The sequence below is a fragment of the Enterococcus sp. DIV0901a genome (genome assembly GCF_051711525.1).
GTDB lineage: Bacteria > Bacillota > Bacilli > Lactobacillales > Enterococcaceae > Enterococcus_B > Enterococcus_B faecium.
The window spans coordinates 2,226,758-2,246,789 of the sequence record NZ_JBIOMW010000001.1; the positions used below are offsets into that span (position 1 = coordinate 2,226,758).

A 20,032-nucleotide genomic window follows, 5' to 3' on the forward strand; every position below is an offset into this window, starting at 1 on the left:
ATGAAGAAATATTTTCACTTTTCGGAATAGATAGTGTTTTTAGTTATTTATATTTCATGTTCCTTCCTCTTCTCTTTTGCTTTTTTTTGTTGATTTTCTTCTACTTCTTTTTCATATTTCTCGATCTTGTCCGTTAACTTTTCTTCTCTATCAATCAAATGATACCCACTAAGATCAAATAATCCATTCCTATCTAGTTCTTGCAATATTTCCTGAACATCGATCAATCTATTTAATTTATTTTCATAATGCTTATAGCCCTCTATAAGTCGTTTCCTCTGTTTCTCTTGATTTTTCGCCACAGATATTATCTTTTCTTTCGTTAAATCAGGACGTAGATTATCTGAAGCTAGTAATTTCTTTTCAGCAAATTTAAATTGGCGTACTTCTTCTTTGTACTTTTGTTCTAATTTAATTTTTTGAAGCATCGTAGCACGCTCAATCTCATTCATGATCGGTAAATATTTTTCGTAAGTGACTAAAAGTTTTGCAACATTGTTATAATTTTTTATTTTTCCATCAATCTCAGCTATTTTCTCTTTTGCTTGATTTTTTTGATCAACAATTTCATTTAATCTCTGTTCTAATTGTGAAGCTGAAACTATTTTTTCTTCACGAATCGTATTTAAAGCTTCGACTAATTGATTAGTATATCGTTTTCTTGATTGATAATGTAGCTGATCAAATTTAGGTTTTAGAAACACATCAAGTAATTCAGGAGTTTCTTTTAAACTACTGATTAAAGAACGTCCAGTAAATTTTTGATATGGTAATTTTTTATTTAAATTTTTATCGTTCTCAGGAAGTGGTTCTGCATAGTAATTCCACTTTTCCCCAATTAAGATAGAACAAGATTTACTAATTTCATCGATTACAACATACTCACTAGGAATAAAGAGCCGCTTGATATTCAGTTCTGGTATCGAAATAGATACACCACGATTACTCATAGATAAAATATTTTTGCTAGAAAGTTTTATCTCTTGTGGTTGAATCCCTTGCATTTTTTCCAGTCCACGAATGATCCCTTCCCCTTTTACAGTAAAACTAGTTTGTTCGTTTGTCTGCTTATCAGTAAGTGTATAATCAAATTTGTCATTGATCCAAATTGTATATTCTCCAGTTTCTTCATTGACATCAACATAATTATTTGGGACAAACACTAACCCATTTAAGTCTTCATGTTCGATAGACACTAGTAATCCTTCTTTGGTCGCTTTCTCTATCTGAAATTCTTGTAATTGAATAGGCGTATCTTCTTGAACAATAACACTTTTTTCTTTTTCACGATATCTTTCTTCAATTGAATTTAAGGAAGAGTCATTCGTAAACTCATAGGATTCTCTAAAATAATCTTTTAGATTTTTAATTTGATAACTATCTGGCAGCAAGCTTTCATTCCACTTAAAATCATTTACATCATTGAACTGGAAAATAAATTGATCTTGTTTATTTAACTTAAAGGTAATTCCATGCTCTTGTTCCAAAAGAAAACTAAAATCTTCCAAGTTGTCACTGGAAAAGAATATCTCTTCAATCGCTTCTTTCAACTGATTAATGTAGGATTGATTAGCAGAAAGTTTTTGAGAAATATTACTTTCTGTAAATGTTTCTAAGTCATCTAACTTGTCCCCTCTAGTCCGTCTTTGTTGTCCTTCGGATAATAAAGCATACGAAATATGTTTCCCTTTTCGATCAATATTTACCCCTAAATGATCCGCTTTTTCTTCAAATTCCTCCCATGAAGTTGATTCATTTAAGCACATGGTCAATCGTTTACGAATTTCAGAACGAAAGCTCGTGTTATTTCTTCTGTTAGAATAAGATTTGTAGGAATCTTTTAATTTTTCTTTTTTCGGTGATAAAGATAAATCATGTTCAGCACAAATACGATTACTGATTTCTTTAATTTTATTTGCTGTTCGATAAGGTTGACTTCTGAATTTTTTCAGATCATAAAAAGAAACACTGTTAAAAATAATGTGATTATGAATATGTTCTTGATCTATGTGAGTGGCAATTACATATTCAAACTTTCCTTCAGTCAATTCATCAATCAATTGTCTTCCTAATTCATGAGCAAGCTCTGGTGTCACTTTGTCTTCAGGCGAAAAACTTTGGATTAAGTGGTGCGCTAAAACCTCACTCCCACCGACTTTTCGATAATCGCCTTTTACTTCACGTGCATATTCCCTAGTCATTTGCATTTCAACTTCTGCAAATTGACTTTGACAATTATAGCTACTAACCAGCATTCCATTATTCGTTTTTTCTGGATTTGTAATATAGCCAATTGCTTTATTTAAAGTAGTTTTTATTTGGTGTATTTTTGTCACTGCCATTAAATAAACCTCTGATTATCTCTAGCACGTCGCATTCTAAAAAGTAATTCTTCGTTAATTAATTTAGTCAATTGATCATAATTAGTTTTTAATTCTAGAAAGTCTTCTTTTGAAACACTATTTGAAATATTAGCTCTGTGAGCTAATTGATTGATATTATTTCCAATTCGTCCTAATTCTGTAGTTAAATTTTTTAAATCAGAAAAATCTGTTGTAATCATTAAACCACTTAAACACATAATACGAGCGTATTGGGAAAAATTTCTTGTATTTGCTTGACTCATTTTATAATTTAGTAGAAATATTTCTCTTTCTGAAAAACGTGTTTCTTTCCGAAACATTCTTTCAGAGTCATCATAAGTATTGGCTATTTTTAGAATATTTTCAGGAGTTTTAGCTAGCTTTTGCTCCATGTTTTCCCCTCCTTACCAATATTTTTTCTCTTTTTTCACTAGTTTAGTGTTTTAGCTTTATTTAAAAATGAAAAATTCCACTGTGTGACCGCCCTCCGATTAGAAATCGAAGATTTCAGGGGGGCGGTCTTACAGCAAGATTTGCAAGTTACCGGTAACTTGCGGAAAAAAAAGAAAAAGCCGCTCACGCGACTTCTTCTTTTTGCATTTTGGGGCGCTGCCCCAATCCCCGTTTCTATTCCAATTCTTCAATACCGCTTAAATCAATTTGTTTAAATTCATCTTCACTCATTTTTTCGAGTTTATCATAAACAGACTGATAATTCTTTAATGTGTAATGTCGTTGTTCATCATCTTCAATATATTTTTTTCCTAGATCACTTTTTAACATTGAAAGCATTTCTCCAACTTCGCTTTTTATGACGCTTAATTTATTTGCATTTGAACCTGTAATCTGTTTGTGTCCGCTAATAATTTCTAATTCGTGTTGAGTAAATGTTTGCATGATTTATATGTCCCTCTCTTTTACATTTCTATTAATTTCATGGATTCTTTGATACTCGTACAAGGAAAATTATTAATTCCCTCTTCATTCATATCACAAGTAGTATAGTATGGAACTAATTTATTTTTTTCTTCTTGAATAATAAAATATTGACCGTTGTTAATATGATTACAGCAGTATATTCCAGTAGCTGGATATTCAACAACAATAAAATCATTGGGTTCAAAATTCTCTTCTTTTAACATTTTTCTAATTAAAAATAAATGATCTTTTTCTAGACAATCAGGTATTTCATTAATTCTTTCTACAGTTAATGCTCCTTCAATTATATTCCATTGATCTAAATATTGTTTCATTTTTATATCCCTCATTTATTATAAAAGTTACTTATTCTGATAAATTAAAAAAGCAAAATAGATCGTTTCAGCGATAAAGTCCATATAATTGTGTAAAAGATAAAAGGCCATGTAACAGCCCTTTTACGGTACAATGTTTTTAACCACAAAAACATACCCAGGAGGACGTTACATGACCCAAGTACATTTTACACTGAACAACGAAGAGGTTCAAAGTATTATTGAACATTCGGTAAAAGATGATATTTCTAAAAATATTTTAACCACTGTTTTCAACCAATTGATGGAAAATCAACGAACAGAATATATTCAAGCCGATGACTATGAACGTTCAGAAAGTCGTCAGAGTCAAAGAAATGGCTATTATGAGCGAGACTTTACGACTCGTGTGGGTACACTCGAATTAAAAGTGCCTAGAACACGTGATGGTGAATTTTCACCGACGGTGTTTGAGCGTTATCAGCGAAATGAAAAGGCACTGCTCGCTTCAATGCTTGAGATGTATGTTTCGGGCGTTTCGACACGTAAAGTTTCAAAGATTGTTGAAGAGCTATGTGGAAAATCTGTATCGAAATCTTTTGTTTCTAGCCTGACTGAGCAGTTAGACCCGATGGTCAACGAATGGCAGAACCGTTCACTCTCAGGTACGAATTATCCTTATCTGATGACTGATGTTCTCTACATAAAAGTCCGTGAGGACCATCGAGTGCTTTCTAAAAGCTGCCATATTGCGATCGGGATAACAGAAGGTGGCGACCGTGAAATCATTGGCTTCATGATTCAAAATGAAGAAAGTGATGACACATGGTCCATCTTCTTTGAATACTTAAAAGAACGCGGCCTAAAGGGGACAGAACTCATCATTTCTGATGCCCATAAAGGCCTAGTGTCTGCGATTCGTAAGTCATTTACCAACGCAAGTTGGCAGAGATGCCAGGTCCATTTTTTAAGAAACATCTTCAGTTCCATTCCAAAAAAGAATTCAAAACCGTTTAGAGAAGCAGTAAAAGCGATCTTTAAGTTTACGGATATTGAACTCGCTCGAACAGCTAAGAATGCCTTAGTCGGTGAATATATCGACCAGCCTAAATATACAAAAGCCTGCGAAATATTGGATAATGGCTTCGAAGATGCCTTTCAATACACGGTTATCGGAAATAGTCATAATCGGCTAAAAAGCACCAACCTTCTTGAACGACTGAACCAGGAAGTCCGCAGAAGAGAAAAGATTATTCGGATTTTTCCCAACCGAACGTCTGCCAATCGATTAATTGGAGCTGTCCTTATGGACCTTCATGACGAATGGCTCAGTTCTACAAGAAAATATATTAAGTTTGATCAATGAGAGACCGGTAAAACATTGTATAGTATTTTACACAGGATTATGGACTTGACTGTTTCAGCTACTTTAAACTATAGTGTAGAAACGTCTTTTTGCTCTTTTGATTGGCGAATTTTATTAATTAATTTTTCTTTTTCACGTTGTTCATTTAAAGATTTTGCTTTATCGTCAAATTCTTCTAATTGATCAGATAATGACAAAGTACTCTGTTTTTCTTCTTTTTCTTTTGTCACTTCTTTTTGTAATTCTGCTAAATTCTTGTCTATTTTTTGAATTAAATTATCTGCTTGCTTTAAAATGACTTCAAAGCTATTTTTCAATTCCTTTAACTCTTTATCACTAGACCAAGCTGCTAAATATGGAAAGCTATAGTCTTTTGTATCTATTCCATAATGTTCACAAACAACAAAAGCCGTACTTTCAGCTTCAACTTCTTTTGTAGATTTTGTAGTTTTTATTGACGAATTTTTATCAAATTCTGGTGCATGTAAATCAGCATGAGTGATCTCATGAATCAGAGTTTTTATTGTTTGCGCTTGACTCATACCATTATTTAACACAATTTTCTTTTCTAATGGAGAACAATATCCTTTTGTGCCACCTTGTATATCTGCAAATTCTATAGAAAAATTGGTGCTTTGCTTCAAGGCAACATAAAGCTCTGGATAATTTTTTACTTCTCCACTTAATTCATTCATTAGTTGCGGTAAAGGTTCTCCTGAAGTTTGAGAAACATCAAAAACTGAAACAGGGAAAAATGAAATACCTTCAACTTCTTTTTCTTCTTTTTGCCCATTCTTTATTTCTTCTACTTTCCTCTTATAGGGACGACCGCCAATTATTTTAATGGATTTTTCTCCTTTATTTACTTGTCTATTAAAAGAGTTTTTCCATGTTTTGTAACCAGCAACATGAGTAGCATTAGGATTTTGCATAAGAATTAAAAGGGTATTATTTAAGCTGTAATTATGAAACTTAGACATAACACGAAGAAAATTTTTGTATTTGTCTGAAGATAATACTTCTTTAATACCTTCTTCTGCCTGTGAAAGTAATTCAGCGGTTTTATTATTTTTTTTTGCTTCACTATCTTTATAAGACATTTATTTCATTCCTCACTTTTATTTTTGAATATCTTCAATTTCGGATTGGTTACTATTTTGATTAGTAACTGGTAATGTTTTTTCGCTAACCTGTTCATTTTCTATTTTGTTTTGAGAAACACTAGCATTATCTATGCTTTGTGGTTGGCTTGTTGAATCTTGATTTTGATCTGTATTTTCTGGAACGCTAGGTTCTTCACTATCACTCGGTTTTGGCAAATTGTTAAAATCATCCATCATATCGTCAACATTATTATTTTGTTCTTCAGCTTGATTATTGATATCAACAGTTTGCTCCTTAGCGCTAGCAATATCAGTTTGGCTTTCAATTGGATCAACTTGATTCAACTGTTCTCCAACAGTCTTATTAGTTTCATTTAGTTGCTCATTAGATTGTGCAGCTTGATTTATCTCATCTTGAACAGCTGAAGCAACTTGTTCGTTGGATTGTGCATGGTTAATAGCCGAATTGACGTTAGAATCCACCTCAGAAACATCTTTCTGTTTATTTTGATATTCTTTTTTAGTTTCTTCTAAATTATTTAGCGTATCAATTGCTTGTTCTACATTTTTATTTATTTCGTTTGTCGTATTATTTGCTTCTTTTTGTGCAGTTTTTACTTCAGTGACTTTTTGGTTTAGTTTTTCATACGTTTCTTTATAAAGGTCATAATTGATTGGCAATACTGTTCCGTCTTCTTCAATTAATTTCTTGATCTCATTTGTAAGTTGATTATATTCATTGACTAAGTCAGCAACTTTTTGCCATTGTAATGCTGCTTTATCCACGTTCTTTTCAGTACTTGCTCCAATACTTTGTAAGTTATCCAAGCTATCTTTTACTTGAGTTAGTTGTTTATTTAATTCATCAGCCTGTTTCCTAGAATCATTGAGTTCTTCCTTAGATTGATTAATTTGTTCATCAATTGAAGGTTCTGGATCTGGTGTTGGATCAGGCTCTGGATCAGGGTCTGGATCTGGTGTTGGTATTGGATTTGGGTCTGGACTAGGTGTTGGATCAGGCAATGGATTTGGCTCTGGTACAGGCAATGGATCAGGTAATGAATTATCAGGTTTAGTATCATTTCCTTTATCTGATTCGCTATTTTCATCTTTATTATTTTCTGTTTTACCGTTCTCTTTATTTGAAGGTTTAGTATCCTCAAATTGAGGTTTATAACTCAAATCAACTAGTACTGGCTCATCTACAGATTTTTTATCTTTAATAATTAATTTTTCTTGTCTGTCTGCCTCTTTTTTAGTCTGATCATCTAAAGCTACTGCTAATCTATCAATTAGATTATTTTTGTTTTGATTAGGTTGTTGTTTAACCAACGGTGTATCAGCAATAACAGCCAATATATCATCAGCTTTCTTTGTAGAATGTTTGTTTTTGTCCTTTTTGTCTTCTTTGCCTTTCACACTTTCTTCCCATGCTGATTTCTTACTTTTGTGTTTGCTGGACTCTGATTTAGTTGTTTGTTCTGTCTTTTCAGTCTCATTGTGTGGTTGTTGAGAATACATGCCATAAGTAACTGCACCCCCTAATAAAACAGCTGAAAATAGTCCCACTACTAAAAATTTCTTTTTGTTATGCATTATCGTTTCCTCCTAGTTGTTTTAAGTTTTCTGACCACATTTTGTAATTGTTCTCAGCTTCTTTTCTTTCATCTTCTGATAATTTTGAATCCGATCTGTCCTTTTCATATTTTTGAAGTAGATTAACCATACTTTTAGCTACTTTAATATCTTCGGATAGTTCAGAATCATTTATTTCTTTATTTATTTTCTCTGCCTTCTCGATATCTTTTTCATGCAGAGCTTTATATGCTTCTTGCTTTTTAAATTGATAAATTTGATCTTTTAATGTTTGATTATCAATTTCTTTGTTAATTAGTTCTGCTTCGTCTAGTTTTCCTTGTTTTAAGTATGCATAACCACGCATAGCTTGTATTGTTTCGTTTGGCGTAACATTTTTCATCGTAGTTACTGCTTGCCAATGCTCATTCAAGAAATCCCAATAAAAAAGAGCTATCTGTGAATCAGATTTCTCTGCCAATTCTTTTAATTCCTTAGAATTTTTTTCGCTATACAGTTTTTCTACTAATTCGTTTTCTTTTTCAGGATATTGTTTTATTATTTTTTCATAATCTTTCTTCTTTAACAGCTCATGATAGCTTTGAGAATCAGTAGAAGTTGATGAATGATTATTTAATACAAAAAAACTTGTGAAAAATAGGAACAGAACTATTATCAAAGCCATGTAGATTTTTTTTGCTAAATTAGTAGTAAATAAAAAGAAGACCGTCTGATAATTTACGGTCTTCTTTTTATTCTTTATTTTTGGTTCTTCTATATCATTCAATATCATTTGTGACTTAGAAGAACTTTTCTTTTTATTTGAGGTAGGTTCAATTAAAAGGTTAGTCAAAATAGTCTCTATACCTTGTTCTATTGGTAATTGGATTAGTCGTCTATTTAGTTCATTTCCCTTTTTATCGGTTAATAATATTAATGTAGAACCTTTAGTATGCTTGTCTGTTAGCCGATCGTTTTCCTGTTCAAGTAAATAAATACCCCTGTAAATTTCTACAGGGGTTTCTGGCAATTCAATATCTCTTTGTTCTATAAACCGAACATATTTTTTCTTTGAAAACATATTTTTCCCCCTTGAATGTTTTATTCTTCAGCTTCTTCAGTTTCTTCAGCCCCCCATAGAAATTTTGGGATAGAAAGGAAAAATGAACTAACAATTCCAAGAAAATCAGGAATTTTATCTGAGATAAAAGTAAAAATAGATAGTATTAATGTAAGGATTAATATACCTATAGTAGGCACTGTAAACATACTAAGCGTTTCAGAGAAGCCTAAAGAACTTAATCCATAAATAAACAGACCTATAAAACCAATCCATACTAATGTAATAAAAAGGATCACAACTTTTTTAAGAATCTGTATAACAAGCAAAATAGGTATGGAAATTATGTTAACGGCAATAACAATTATGGAAAGTAGAAAGCAAGGAATTGCTACTATACTTGCTAATATTCTTTTAGCTATTAACATACTTTCACCCTCTTATTACTTGTTTATCTTATTATATCGCTTATTATATCAATTAAAAAGATATATATTTAATTAATTATGGTTGATAAAATTATTGTTATCAGGCTGTTTACTTAGTATTTTATTCAAATCTTTCACACTAAGCTTATGGTTATCAAGAATCGCTAAAACCTGTTCTGCTTCTAAATCTCTAATTTGCTTTGTTAGTTTTTCTAGCTTATATTGATCTTCTTGAATCCTCTTTTCAAGCTTTGTTGCTTCTTCTTTCTTCTGCTGAATACGTTCTGTTAAGCTCTTTCTTGCCATCAGAAATCATCTCCTTTTGACATAACTAATGTTTTTATTTTACTTATATCTGTACCTACATAACGCTGCTTAAGGGAAATGATTGTAGGAACGGAAGTCAAACCATACTCCTTAATATAACGTTTATTTTCTTTGTTATTCATGTTAACAAAAGTTAAGTCATGGTATAAAAAATTGTGACGTATCAGGTAAGGCATGATCTTTTCACAGTCTCTACAATCGTTTCTGTAGAAAACTATTTTCTCTTGATTTGATTCATCTAAATAGACTGGATCATTTTGTGCTTCTATATATTTGATATAAGAATGATCTGCTAAAAATATGATAGACACAGTAAAAATTAAGACACAAATAGAAAAAATTTTTTTATTCAATCATATCTCCCCTTAAAACTGACCCCAAGCTTTGTATTTTAGTCAATTTCTTCGCATGAATATCATACTGAACAGTATAGATTTCTGAATTTTTAAACCAGTCAGTTTCTCCTAATTTGCTTTCATAGTCAACAATCAAAAGACCAGTAATAGTTTTTTGGTTAATTAATGAACCACTATATATCTCTAAATTATCTAATCGAGAACTCACATTATTAGAATCTCCATAAGTTAGCTGATTCTCCGAAAATTTCTTATACAACTCTTCAGAAATCAAATCTCTTACGTTTTCCTTACTTTCTTTGTATGTTTTGGGATCATAATTAAATCTTGACTTAAAGTATTTAGTAGCAATGTTTGTAAATTCTTTGTAGACATCACCATCTTTATTGACTATTTGTGTTTCAATCATTTTATTATTTTCATCTTCAAGTTTACTAATTCGGCTCTTTTGGTCTTTCGTTTCTCTTTTTAAAATATCGTTTTTCTTTTCTAAAGCAGCTATTTTAGAATTTGCAGTTTTTACAGTTAACTCTTGCTTAATATTTAATCCAATGGATAAAGAAAATACTGATACGATCAATACAAATATAGTTATAGTAGCTGATTTTCTGTTGAGCAAAGTACTTCCTCCCCTCTAATTATTTTTTTATAGGACGTGCTAATACAACATCGCCACCATCTAATAAGCTCATAAAGGACGTACCAAAAGCTTCAATATTTACACTATCGCCATTTCCACCTTCTTGAATGATTTTGGTATCTTTACCTCTCCACTTTTCAGTCAAAATTCCTGTGTGTCCATTACTACCTGCTCCAGCGCCTTGATTAACAATAACAATATCGCCTGCTTTTGCTTCTGTCTCTGAAATTTGCTTCAAATATTGGTGTGATCCTCTAGCGTCACTTGCCATTGATCCAGTAAACCATTGCATATTTGCAGGTACTTTATACCCAGCTTTATTTAAAACTAGCCAAACAAAACCAGAGCAATCAGTTCTTCCATTTTTATTAGGATTTTTTAAATCTGTTCCTAAATCAGGAGCAGGGTGTATCTGATCATAGTGAAACCAACCTAGCCAACTCTTAGCAATTTCCATAATATCGCCACCATCAGATTCTAAATCACAAGTAAGCGTATTTAATTCGCTATCCGCACCATTACTAATGGTACCTTCAGCAATTGGATCACTCGTCCCTAAAGTTGCGTACCAATGATCAGCATAAGAGTTTCTTTGATCCAAATACCATTGGCTAGAGTCTTGAGATAATCCTTCAAACTTCATGACCCACTCCTTGCATGCTTCATGAACATCTGTCATTGCTAATATTTTTTTGCTAGATTGATAATATGAACTATTTAATTCAGATAACAGAAATTCTACTTGAACACCTAAATCTGTTTCCTTCTTTCCTTTTTTGTGTGCAAATTCTTTTAAAGAGGTTAAACGAGAACCTAACCACTGGGCAATTCCTGTCGCACCTGAGCTTGGATTAACTGCACTTGGATTCAATTGAGATTCAAATTGCATAGCTCCTAATGCTCCAGAAATCCCTTGAGGGGTGGATTCAGGTATTTCTTTACGAATAATTGAGTAAATACTTTTAGCATTTGACTCTATATCTTTGGTAGTTATATTGTCATAGTTAGCACTAGTATCACAGTCGCCTGCTCCGAAATTAAAAATGTTAACAGTTGAAATTACAGCCGTAACAATTGATAATATAAGCACTGCTAAAGTTAGTGGAATCGCTAATTTAGCAATGAGTGCTTTTGCTACTTCTTTTGATAGAACTTGTTGAACTCTACGTATGCCTATTTCAGCAATTCTTTGTGTATATTTGTAACTTGATTTACCAAATTTTGTTAGTGCTTTACTACTTTTTTTAGCAGTATTTGCTGCTTTTTTTGTTTTTTTAGCACCACTGATACCTGTATCAATGAAATCTTTTAATTGAATCGCTTCATTAATCCCTTGAGATTCTGAATCACCTCTAAACTCTTGGATTTCATTTATTACTGTATCTTTTGCAGCTTTGCTTGTGTTTACGAGACCTTTTTTACTTCCTTTTTTAACAACAGTTAAAACTTCTTTTTTTGAAGCCTTTGTTTGAATCAATTCTTTACTTTTTTTAGTAACTTTAGTTGTAGTTTTAGCCACTGTTTTTGTTGCCTTAGTGCTATTTTTTATCCCACGTCCTATTGTTTTACTCGTTTCTAATTCAGCAGTTGCATTCCCCTGTTCAACACCATTTTTTTGTGCTTTAGAGTTAACATCTTTGACTACATTTTTTGCTGAATCTTTTTTTATTAAATAGGAAGTGCCCCGACTACTTTTTATTTTTCTACTATGATTAGCTTTCTTAGCTCGTTTTGTATGGTCAGTAGATACAATTTTTTTCTTAAACTGATTATTATCTCGATTTACTACAAATTTTTTTGCTGTCCTTTGTTTTCGGATAATCCGTTCTCGAAAATCTGTGTTCATACTGTAGTACCTTGTTCTCTTTGCTCATTTTGATACTTATACACGTCCTCAATCTTAGTTGACATCACTTTATATAAGTTAGTATCTTTTGGAAACTCATCATAAAGTGGAATCATAGAATCGTCCGCATACATCAATCCTGCACCTTCTTTGGCATTCGTAATATATTTTTTCTGACGGCTAGAAATGTGTAACAATTCGCCTAGTCTTTCTCGATCACGTTGGGATTGATTTAACATTAGAACAAAATCACTATTTGATAGCATACGTTCTGCATTTAATGAAGAAAGAAGCGTAGACACATTCTGGGTGATACCTGTAGGAATTGCCCCCCATTTTCTTGCTCTTGACCATAATTCAAAAAAGTAATTCTCTGCGTATTCATTTGAAAAAAGAAGCTGAATTTCATCAATATATACCCATGTCCGACGTCCTGCATTTCGATTACTTGTGATACGATTCCAAATTTGATCTAGAATAATCAACATGCCCATTGATCGCAATTGTTTTCCTAAATCTTTTACATCAAATACGATAAAACGTTTGCTCGTATCAACATTGGTTTGGTGGGAAAACACTGATAATGATCCTTCAGTATAAAGTTCAAGCTCTACTGCTAATTGTCTTGCTTCATCTTCAGGCTGATCCTTAAGAATATTAGAAAAATCTTTTAAAGTAGGCATTCCAGATCCATTTTCAAAATATTTCTTGTAGGCAAATCGGCATGAACGATCAATTAAAGTTTTTTGAGTCGGACTAAGACCAATATTCCCCCCTACCAACATTTCGCAAAGAGATAACACAAAGTCAGTCTTTAAAATGACTGGATCATCATCATCTGCATAGTCATTATTAATTTCCATCGGATTCACATGATTTTTTGATCCTGCGGATATCTGAATAACCTCTCCATTTAAAGCTTCTGCTAAAGGTGTATATTCTCTTTCAGGATCAATTACTATTACTTCAGCATCGGGATCACTCAGTAAAACAGCTGTCATTTCTTTTTTAGTAGCAAAAGATTTTCCACTACCCGGAGTACCTAAAATAAAACCATTAGGAGCTTTTAGTTTTCTTCTATCTAACGTCACTAAGTTTTTTGTTACTGAGTTTAAACCGTAGTATTTCCCATTTGGCTGCATAAGTTCTTGTGCAGTAAAAGGAATAAATACAGCAGTACTAGCAGTTGTTAATGTTCGATGTATAGGGACAAAATTGTTTCCCCATAAAAGCGTAGAGTTTAGACCTTCTTCTTGAAGATAATTTAACTTTGCAAACTCGCAGTCATTTTTCCGACCTGCAGTTAAAATTTGCTCAATTGTGTCATCAAGCTTTCTTTCATCTTTATCAACCGCCATCACTAAAAAAGTAAAAGAAAAGAGCTTTTCATTGTCTCCTTGCATTTGATCCAACAATTCTTGTGCTTCGTCCATACTTCTTCTTAATTCCATTGGTATCAAGTTAGGATCATAATTACTTCTAGCCGCTTTTTTCTGTTCATCAATCTTTTGTTGCTCCATAAATGATAATTTTGTTTTTACTAAATCTAATCCCTTTTGTTGATCTAAAGGCTCAATATGCAAAGTAATCTGTAAATTAGTAGGGATATCTGTGATATTAGTAATTAATTTATCCGAAAGTTCAGCAGGATAATTACGAAGATACAAAACTTGACCGTAATAATCTCCCATCTTGAAACGATCCTTACGATATTTAAAATCAAAACTATCTGGCGCAATTGCTGAATGTGTAGTTAAGCCGCTGAAAAGCAAATCCTCATATTCAAAATGAAGTTTTTTATTGGGACGTAAAATATCATTGACAACCCTTAGGCGCTCAATTCCTGACAGTTCTTCTACTTCACACCCCATTTCGCTAAATTGATCTTCTAAATCGCCTTGAAGTCTATTTAAAGCTGGTATAGCTTGTTCTAAAGTTTTTGCTCTTTGATTAAAAGTAATATATTTTTCTTTTTGTAAACTACTATTCCCATATTTAATCTTATTAGATATCATATGATTCATTTCTTTTCGATATACATCTAGTCCATCATCAACTAATTCGTAAGATAAGTCTTTTTCAAATTGTTTCTTGTCTTTACTTCTATTAATAATCGAAATCTGCAAAGAAGTATCAGAATCACAACTATTTAGTAACTCACAATAGGAGCTAAAAGTTAATTCTTGCTCAGATTGATCTGCAATTGCATAATTGATATCTGAAAATTTGAATGTACGAGAATAAAGCCCTTCTTTAAGCTCACACACTCCATTCTCATACATTGCTTTATATGTTAATGATCGTTGGCTAGATAAAGGTGGAGCGTCTCTACGTTGATTTTTTCCACGCTGTTTTTTCTGCTTTGCTAAGATTTTTAATACTTTTTTTGCTTGCTTATCTTTTGGTTGTTTCTTTGACTTTTTGGAATCGTTTTTTTCTAAAATCATTTAGATTGCTCCTTTCTTTAGTCTGATATATTCTTATTCCAGTTTTCGAGTAATAATTTAGAATAATCTTGCCATATTTTTCTAAAGGCATACCTTCTTTTCTTATCCAGCCAAATGCTACAATAGGTATCAATAGTGGGATAACTATATAACCGGCTGCGTCAACCGACATATGCAATACCAATACACAATATGCTGTTACTCCTACTGAGATTAATACTGCCAATACAAAAAATACTAACTGCCTAACGCTCATTCCTCCCATTAGTTTTTCTTGATAATCCTTAATTTCTTTTGGTACTTTTACTCTAATTGCCACTCAAACACCTACTTTTCTTTCTTCTGTGAAAAAATATCAGATATTAATTTCTTAAAATCTCGCAACATCTCTTTTGTAATAATTACGATCATTATGAGTGTAAAAACAAGAGAAACAATGAAAAATACATAAAGTATACTTAGTGTTAATGGATTGGAAATATTATACTGTGTTAATAATATGGATAGTATTTGTAACAAAAGAAATAGCACTCCAAAAATTAGAGTGCTGTTACAACGAGATTTTTTCATTGAAAAGTCCTTCCTACATTGCATTTGTAATAGATTTTGACCATCTTCCAGTCGCCATTACTGCGAAAATTAGTAACACGCTATTACCAATTATCCCAATCAGTGTCATTAAGAATGTTTCACTTGCTGAACCACTATTTGTTATATCACTAAAAGCCGAGCTTAAGAGATATGGATAAAACTGCATAACCATAAATATTAAAGTTCCTTGTAACGCTGTCGCTGTAAATGATTTTAGAAAATTTTTACCTATACTTGACCATTCATCATTAGGAAATGTTGCGATTGGAATAGGAGACATAGCTAAGAATGCGTATAGTTCAATAAAACGCATATTTACAACTACCTGTACAATTACTATTGAACCAATAGTAATTAGTAATGCGATAATTAAAACAGTTGATACACCTACTTTAAACATTAATCCTTCTTTTAAAATAGGGGCTAATATTTTTTTTGCGTCTAACATATCACTTACTTCTTTGTTTCCCATACCTAAATTATTAATCTTGTCAGTCATATATCCTGTTATATCCATAATCGCCCGCATAATTAAAGATACTTGATCCATAGCTATTTTACATAGTCCTAATCGTAACAATGATTTAAAGATCATTTCAATACCTGTTTGACCTCCTCCATTAGTTTCCACACGATTAGATATTCTTTGTAATTCCAAAGCAAAAAACAAAGCCAATATGCTAAAAGCTATTGGCTTTGAAACAGAATCAAGAATAGTTGTTGAATACTTATATAACTGAGGACTGAAATTTTCTAAATTGCTAGTTAAGTGGCTTGTCTTACTACTAAAGGAAATTACTTCTAAAATAGATTCGACACACCATGTTAAAAATCCATCCATCATTTATCCTCATTTCTGTACATCCACTATGCTGCAATTGACTTAAATAACGCTGCTGCTGCTACAATCACAGCTCCACCAACAATTTGCCAAATACCTGATTGCATTTGTGGTCCATTATGATCTTTTAGAGCACCACCTAAAACAATTGCACCCCATACTGCATAAAATCCTCCTCCAATAACCGCAAACTTTGATACAATATCTATAATAGCGTTAAATGTTCCCATTAATTATTCTCTCCTTTTATAATTCATCTAAATTTATTGTTTCAATTTCTTCGTCTTCAAAATCATAGGTTTCTATTTCCGTATGTTTCAAAAACTCCTTCATATCGACATTTTTTGATAATTCAAAATCAATTGGATCATTATTTGCAATAAATTCTTCTTGATCCAACGGTGATTGATACATATAACCTGAAGGTGTCTCTTTTAACTTTTTAAATAAAGGGTGGCGTTCCAACTTAAAACGATCAGATAAAAAAGGCTTTGTGCCACGTAACATATAAATACATTTTCCGCCTTTAATCTCACGCACTTCATTTGGATCAAGTAGGTTTCTTCCCTGCTTTTGAGAGTTTTTAGTAAAACTTCCCGTAGTTCCCCTTGATTCGTTATAAGTTACTACATCAATTGTTTCTTTTCCTAATTGAGTTGAAATATACTTATGAGTACTTTGCTCGTTTCCTCCTAAATACAAAAAAGAATCACAGTTTCCTATGATTGTTTCCCAACTGTCTTTATAAAGCTTTTTACTAATCTGTGTTAAATTTTGCAAGATAACATCAACTGAAATTCCTCTACTACGTGTTGTTGCAATAACATTTTCAAAATCTGGAATTTGCCCAGTATTAGCAAACTCGTCTAACAAACACCTTACAGGAATTGGTAACGATCCATTATAAACATTATCTGCTTTATAAACTAACGTATCAAAAAGTTGTTGGTAAATCATACTTGCTAGAAAGTTCATAGTAGTATGAGTATCTGGCAAAATAATATAAAGTACAGTTTTACGATCTCCTATTGTATCTAATTCTAAGGTGTCCGTTGACGTTAATTTTCTGATATCTGGAACGTCAAAAGGAGACAAACGAACACCTAAACTAATTAAAATACTCTTAGCCGTCTTTCCTGCTGCCATCTTAAAATTCTGATACTGTTTTGCTGCAAAACAACTAGGCTGTTCTTGCTCTAATTCTTGAAATACTAAATCAATCGAAGAAATATATTCTTCATCATCTTCTTTTACTCTTGCGCGTCTTACTAAGTCTGCTACTATCCCTAAATTTTGTTCTTCAGGTTTTCCTTTCAAAATCAACAAATGGAAAATAGCTGCCAAAAAAGATCTTTGTGCATCGTCCCAAAATGAATCTCCACCCTTTTTGTTAGGGTCTGAAGTATTCTTCATTAGATTGTTAACCACTTTCAATATATCAATTTCACAATCTCCTTCTGTTCTTCTAATATAATGGAAGGGATTATAACCATCAGAATTTTTCATGGTATTCAGATTAAATACTTTTATCCGATACCCATTTTGTTGCATAATGGCAGCTGTATCACTCAAGATTCCACCTTTGGAGTCATTAATAACATAGCTTGAGTGCATTTGTAATAAATTGGGCAATACATAAAATCTAGTTTTACCTGAACCAGCTCCACCTACAACTACAACGTTATTATTACGTTCATATTCCTTATTCTTTTTTAACTTAGTTTCGATCGTTATTCTTTCTGTATTTGTAAATAAAAGATTATTTTTAAATTTTTTATCTACATAAGGAGCAATGTCTTTAGAAGTACCCCATTTGGCACTCCCATGTTCTTCGCCCATTCTTAAATTTTTCTTGCCACTTATAATATATAAATCAATCAGTAAAACAATAACCGCAATTATCGCCCCACCTTTCATAGCAATTTTTGAAAAAGTAAATGGAGAAATGGTAAATGTCTTAGGTTCTAAGAACTTATCAAATGCTGCATTTACTACATTTATCCATGAAGAATCTGTATTTTGAGGAATCGAGAAATAAACCATAAAAAATAAAGTACCTAAATAAAAGAAAAAAGCAGCAAGTGCGACACCAAAAATAAGATCTTTTTTGGTGATATTCATCGTTCTTGCCCCTTAGTTTTATTTTTCGTGTTCTCTTTTAGTTGTTCTCTTTGTTGATTTATTTCTTGCGCTTTATCCTCTAATTTATCAAGTTTTTTAGTTAACGATTTATCTTTATCCTTGTCATCGACAGAAGATTTTTCAATATCTTTATTAGGTTTCTCCTGCTGTTGTTCTCTATTCTGTTCTTTTTCATTAGTAAATTTTTGTAGCACATTTTCTAATGCTAAATTGAGTGTATCTCTATCTTGAGCTTTAAAGAAAACATGTATTTTACCCGTCTCTTTGTTTCTTTTTACTGCAAAATCTACCTTGTATTTCTTTAGTTCATTTGCAAGTGGCTTTAAATCAGTCTTTGAGACATCAATATGTTCTAACGCTCCATGCTTTTTTAGTTGATTATAGCGCTGTTTTCCTGTAGTTCTCTGCTTTTTAATTTGATTAGTTACTGCTTTTGTTGAGCCATTAACAATTGATACCCCTCCCCTGCTCATTTTCTGTGTTAAGTTTCGCATTAAGCTTTTACCTTCATCAAAAACAAATTCCGCCACTCGTTCGTCATTTGCTGCCATTTTAACAACCTCCTCTTTAAAATAACCTTGAACCATATTATCAGAAACAAATTCATATTTAAGTTGTTCATATCCTGCTCGTTGCATGATTTTATTTCGAGATATTCTAAAACTTTCATAGCCTTTTATATATTGATCACGCTCATTGAAGTAAGCTTTCGCTTTATTTTTTGCGTATCTCTCCATGAATCGTAAATCATTTTTTTCAAAAAAAACTGGGGACAGTATTTTTTCAAGCTTTAATTGTTGTATATGATAGTGAACAAAGTTGTCTACGCTTAATTCGTCATTCACACGTCCCTCATATCTTCTATCAAACATCGGCAAACGATTGACACCAAATGACGTAATCTCTTCTTGTAGAAAGTTATAATCAGGTGGACGGTGATTTTTTTGGTAAAAAGAATACCACTTAGTTTCCGCTCGAATCAGTTCCATATTAAAAAGTTGTCTTACCCGATTATCTTTACGATCAATAAAAGTCATATTTTTTAATAAAAATATGACTTGGAATTTATATTCTTCTAAATAATCTTCGAGTTCTATAGGTTCGCCTAATTCTTTTACTGTTATATTCATAGATATATCCTCACATAAGCTTTTTACCTACGTTTTTTTACGTTGTAAGGCAAAATTAGTTTCTCTTTAGGAATTTTGTCTTCTTCTGACACGAAAAATTCAAAGTATCCTTGCTCATATACATTTTTGTTTCCTCTTTTATTGCTAGTTCTTTCTTGATCAATCATTACTTCCTCATAAACTGCGTCTCCACTAATAACTTGCTTTCCACCTACTACTGAAATAAAAGTCTTATAGTTACTTTTTGTCACTAAGGCTACTGTTGAAACATAAAATATACTTTCTTCATTGACTACTTTATTTCCGAAAAGTTCTGCAACTTTATTAATGGATAGACGAATACTTGATAAGTTATTCTCTGAATCAAAATTTAACTTAACTTCTTTACCAATAGTCAAGTAGATAGTGATTCCTTCATTTCTATTCGTCATAAAATTTGTACTCCCTCTTTCTTAATTATCTTCTTTCATCAATCATATCTTCATAACGATCGATTGCTACTAATGACATTAACGCCACACCAATAAATCCGCCTAAAAATAAACCACTTATAAATAGCAACATAGACAATACCTCCTTAAAAAT

At 32.0% G+C, this 20,032-nt stretch carries 20 protein-coding genes; 1 reads left to right on the forward strand and 19 read right to left on the reverse strand.

Annotation, left to right across the window (positions count from 1 at the left end; translation table 11 throughout):
* Positions 1-47: 47 nt before the first annotated feature.
* From IGL70_RS10755 to IGL70_RS10770, 4 genes are all read right to left on the reverse strand, one after another.
* On the reverse strand, positions 48-2,342 hold the full coding sequence (locus IGL70_RS10755; protein WP_096638058.1) for a relaxase/mobilization nuclease domain-containing protein: 2,295 nt from the start codon (positions 2,340-2,342) through the stop codon (positions 48-50).
* The gene (gene mobC, locus IGL70_RS10760; RefSeq protein ID WP_096573263.1) at positions 2,342-2,755 is read right to left on the reverse strand and encodes a plasmid mobilization relaxosome protein MobC; all 414 of its coding nucleotides are present in this window, start codon (positions 2,753-2,755) and stop codon (positions 2,342-2,344) included. Before mobC ends, IGL70_RS10755 begins: the two co-directional genes overlap by 1 nt.
* A gap of 235 nt (positions 2,756-2,990) precedes the next feature.
* The gene (locus tag IGL70_RS10765; RefSeq protein WP_096573262.1) at positions 2,991-3,260 is read right to left on the reverse strand and encodes a hypothetical protein; all 270 of its coding nucleotides are present in this window, start codon (positions 3,258-3,260) and stop codon (positions 2,991-2,993) included.
* A 20-nt stretch (positions 3,261-3,280) separates the two neighbouring features.
* Positions 3,281-3,616, reverse strand: coding sequence for a hypothetical protein (locus tag IGL70_RS10770; protein ID WP_010721131.1), 336 nt, complete (start codon positions 3,614-3,616; stop codon positions 3,281-3,283).
* 172 nt (positions 3,617-3,788) lie between these two features.
* Between IGL70_RS10770 and IGL70_RS10775 the strand changes: the two genes are divergently transcribed.
* The gene (locus IGL70_RS10775) at positions 3,789-4,961 is read left to right on the forward strand and encodes an IS256-like element IS1542 family transposase (protein ID WP_104807992.1); all 1,173 of its coding nucleotides are present in this window, start codon (positions 3,789-3,791) and stop codon (positions 4,959-4,961) included.
* Between the two features lie 68 nt (positions 4,962-5,029).
* Here the strand turns inward: IGL70_RS10775 and IGL70_RS10780 are convergent, their stop codons facing one another.
* The 15 genes from IGL70_RS10780 to IGL70_RS10850 all read right to left on the reverse strand — a co-directional run bounded on the left by IGL70_RS10780 (position 5,030) and on the right by IGL70_RS10850 (position 19,878).
* The gene (locus tag IGL70_RS10780) at positions 5,030-6,061 is read right to left on the reverse strand and encodes an ArdC-like ssDNA-binding domain-containing protein (RefSeq protein WP_096638056.1); all 1,032 of its coding nucleotides are present in this window, start codon (positions 6,059-6,061) and stop codon (positions 5,030-5,032) included.
* 18 nt (positions 6,062-6,079) lie between these two features.
* Positions 6,080-7,660 (reverse strand): hypothetical protein, encoded by a 1,581-nt coding sequence (locus IGL70_RS10785; protein WP_096573264.1) that lies wholly within the window; start codon positions 7,658-7,660, stop codon positions 6,080-6,082.
* Positions 7,653-8,720 carry a hypothetical protein gene (locus IGL70_RS10790; protein ID WP_002332880.1) on the reverse strand — a complete coding sequence of 356 codons (1,068 nt, stop codon included), beginning with the start codon at positions 8,718-8,720 and terminating at the stop codon, positions 7,653-7,655. The genes IGL70_RS10785 and IGL70_RS10790 overlap by 8 nt, the downstream gene beginning before the upstream one ends.
* A 20-nt stretch (positions 8,721-8,740) precedes the next feature.
* Positions 8,741-9,127, reverse strand: coding sequence for a hypothetical protein (locus tag IGL70_RS10795; RefSeq protein WP_002332881.1), 387 nt, complete (start codon positions 9,125-9,127; stop codon positions 8,741-8,743).
* A 72-nt stretch (positions 9,128-9,199) separates the two neighbouring features.
* A complete protein-coding gene (locus IGL70_RS10800) occupies positions 9,200-9,433 on the reverse strand; it encodes a hypothetical protein (protein WP_002332882.1) in 234 nt (77 codons plus the stop codon).
* A complete protein-coding gene (locus IGL70_RS10805) occupies positions 9,433-9,807 on the reverse strand; it encodes a thioredoxin domain-containing protein (protein ID WP_010722089.1) in 375 nt (124 codons plus the stop codon). Before IGL70_RS10805 ends, IGL70_RS10800 begins: the two co-directional genes overlap by 1 nt.
* The gene (locus IGL70_RS10810; RefSeq protein ID WP_002332883.1) at positions 9,800-10,429 is read right to left on the reverse strand and encodes a hypothetical protein; all 630 of its coding nucleotides are present in this window, start codon (positions 10,427-10,429) and stop codon (positions 9,800-9,802) included. Before IGL70_RS10810 ends, IGL70_RS10805 begins: the two co-directional genes overlap by 8 nt.
* Positions 10,430-10,448: 19 nt before the next feature.
* Positions 10,449-11,621: a phage tail tip lysozyme gene (locus tag IGL70_RS10815; RefSeq protein WP_033606957.1), complete on the reverse strand. Its 1,173-nt coding sequence runs from the start codon at positions 11,619-11,621 to the stop codon at positions 10,449-10,451.
* A 671-nt stretch (positions 11,622-12,292) separates the two neighbouring features.
* Positions 12,293-14,743 carry a VirB4-like conjugal transfer ATPase, CD1110 family gene (locus IGL70_RS10820; RefSeq protein ID WP_104874698.1) on the reverse strand — a complete coding sequence of 817 codons (2,451 nt, stop codon included), beginning with the start codon at positions 14,741-14,743 and terminating at the stop codon, positions 12,293-12,295.
* Positions 14,691-15,062 (reverse strand): PrgI family protein, encoded by a 372-nt coding sequence (locus IGL70_RS10825; RefSeq protein ID WP_002372477.1) that lies wholly within the window; start codon positions 15,060-15,062, stop codon positions 14,691-14,693. Before IGL70_RS10825 ends, IGL70_RS10820 begins: the two co-directional genes overlap by 53 nt.
* Before the next feature lie 264 nt (positions 15,063-15,326).
* Positions 15,327-16,175: a hypothetical protein gene (locus IGL70_RS10830; protein ID WP_171024621.1), complete on the reverse strand. Its 849-nt coding sequence runs from the start codon at positions 16,173-16,175 to the stop codon at positions 15,327-15,329.
* Between the two features lie 26 nt (positions 16,176-16,201).
* Entirely contained in the window at positions 16,202-16,405 is a 204-nt protein-coding gene (locus tag IGL70_RS10835; protein ID WP_086319127.1) for a hypothetical protein, read from the reverse strand.
* 16 nt (positions 16,406-16,421) lie between these two features.
* Positions 16,422-18,296, reverse strand: a complete 1,875-nt coding sequence (locus IGL70_RS10840) for a VirD4-like conjugal transfer protein, CD1115 family (protein ID WP_104817318.1) — start codon at positions 18,294-18,296, stop codon at positions 16,422-16,424.
* Positions 18,293-19,447 carry a PcfB family protein gene (locus tag IGL70_RS10845; protein ID WP_104817320.1) on the reverse strand — a complete coding sequence of 385 codons (1,155 nt, stop codon included), beginning with the start codon at positions 19,445-19,447 and terminating at the stop codon, positions 18,293-18,295. Before IGL70_RS10845 ends, IGL70_RS10840 begins: the two co-directional genes overlap by 4 nt.
* A gap of 23 nt (positions 19,448-19,470) precedes the next feature.
* Complete coding sequence (locus tag IGL70_RS10850; protein ID WP_002332892.1) at positions 19,471-19,878, reverse strand: hypothetical protein; 408 nt, start codon at positions 19,876-19,878, stop codon at positions 19,471-19,473.
* Between the last annotated feature and the right edge of the window lie 154 nt (positions 19,879-20,032).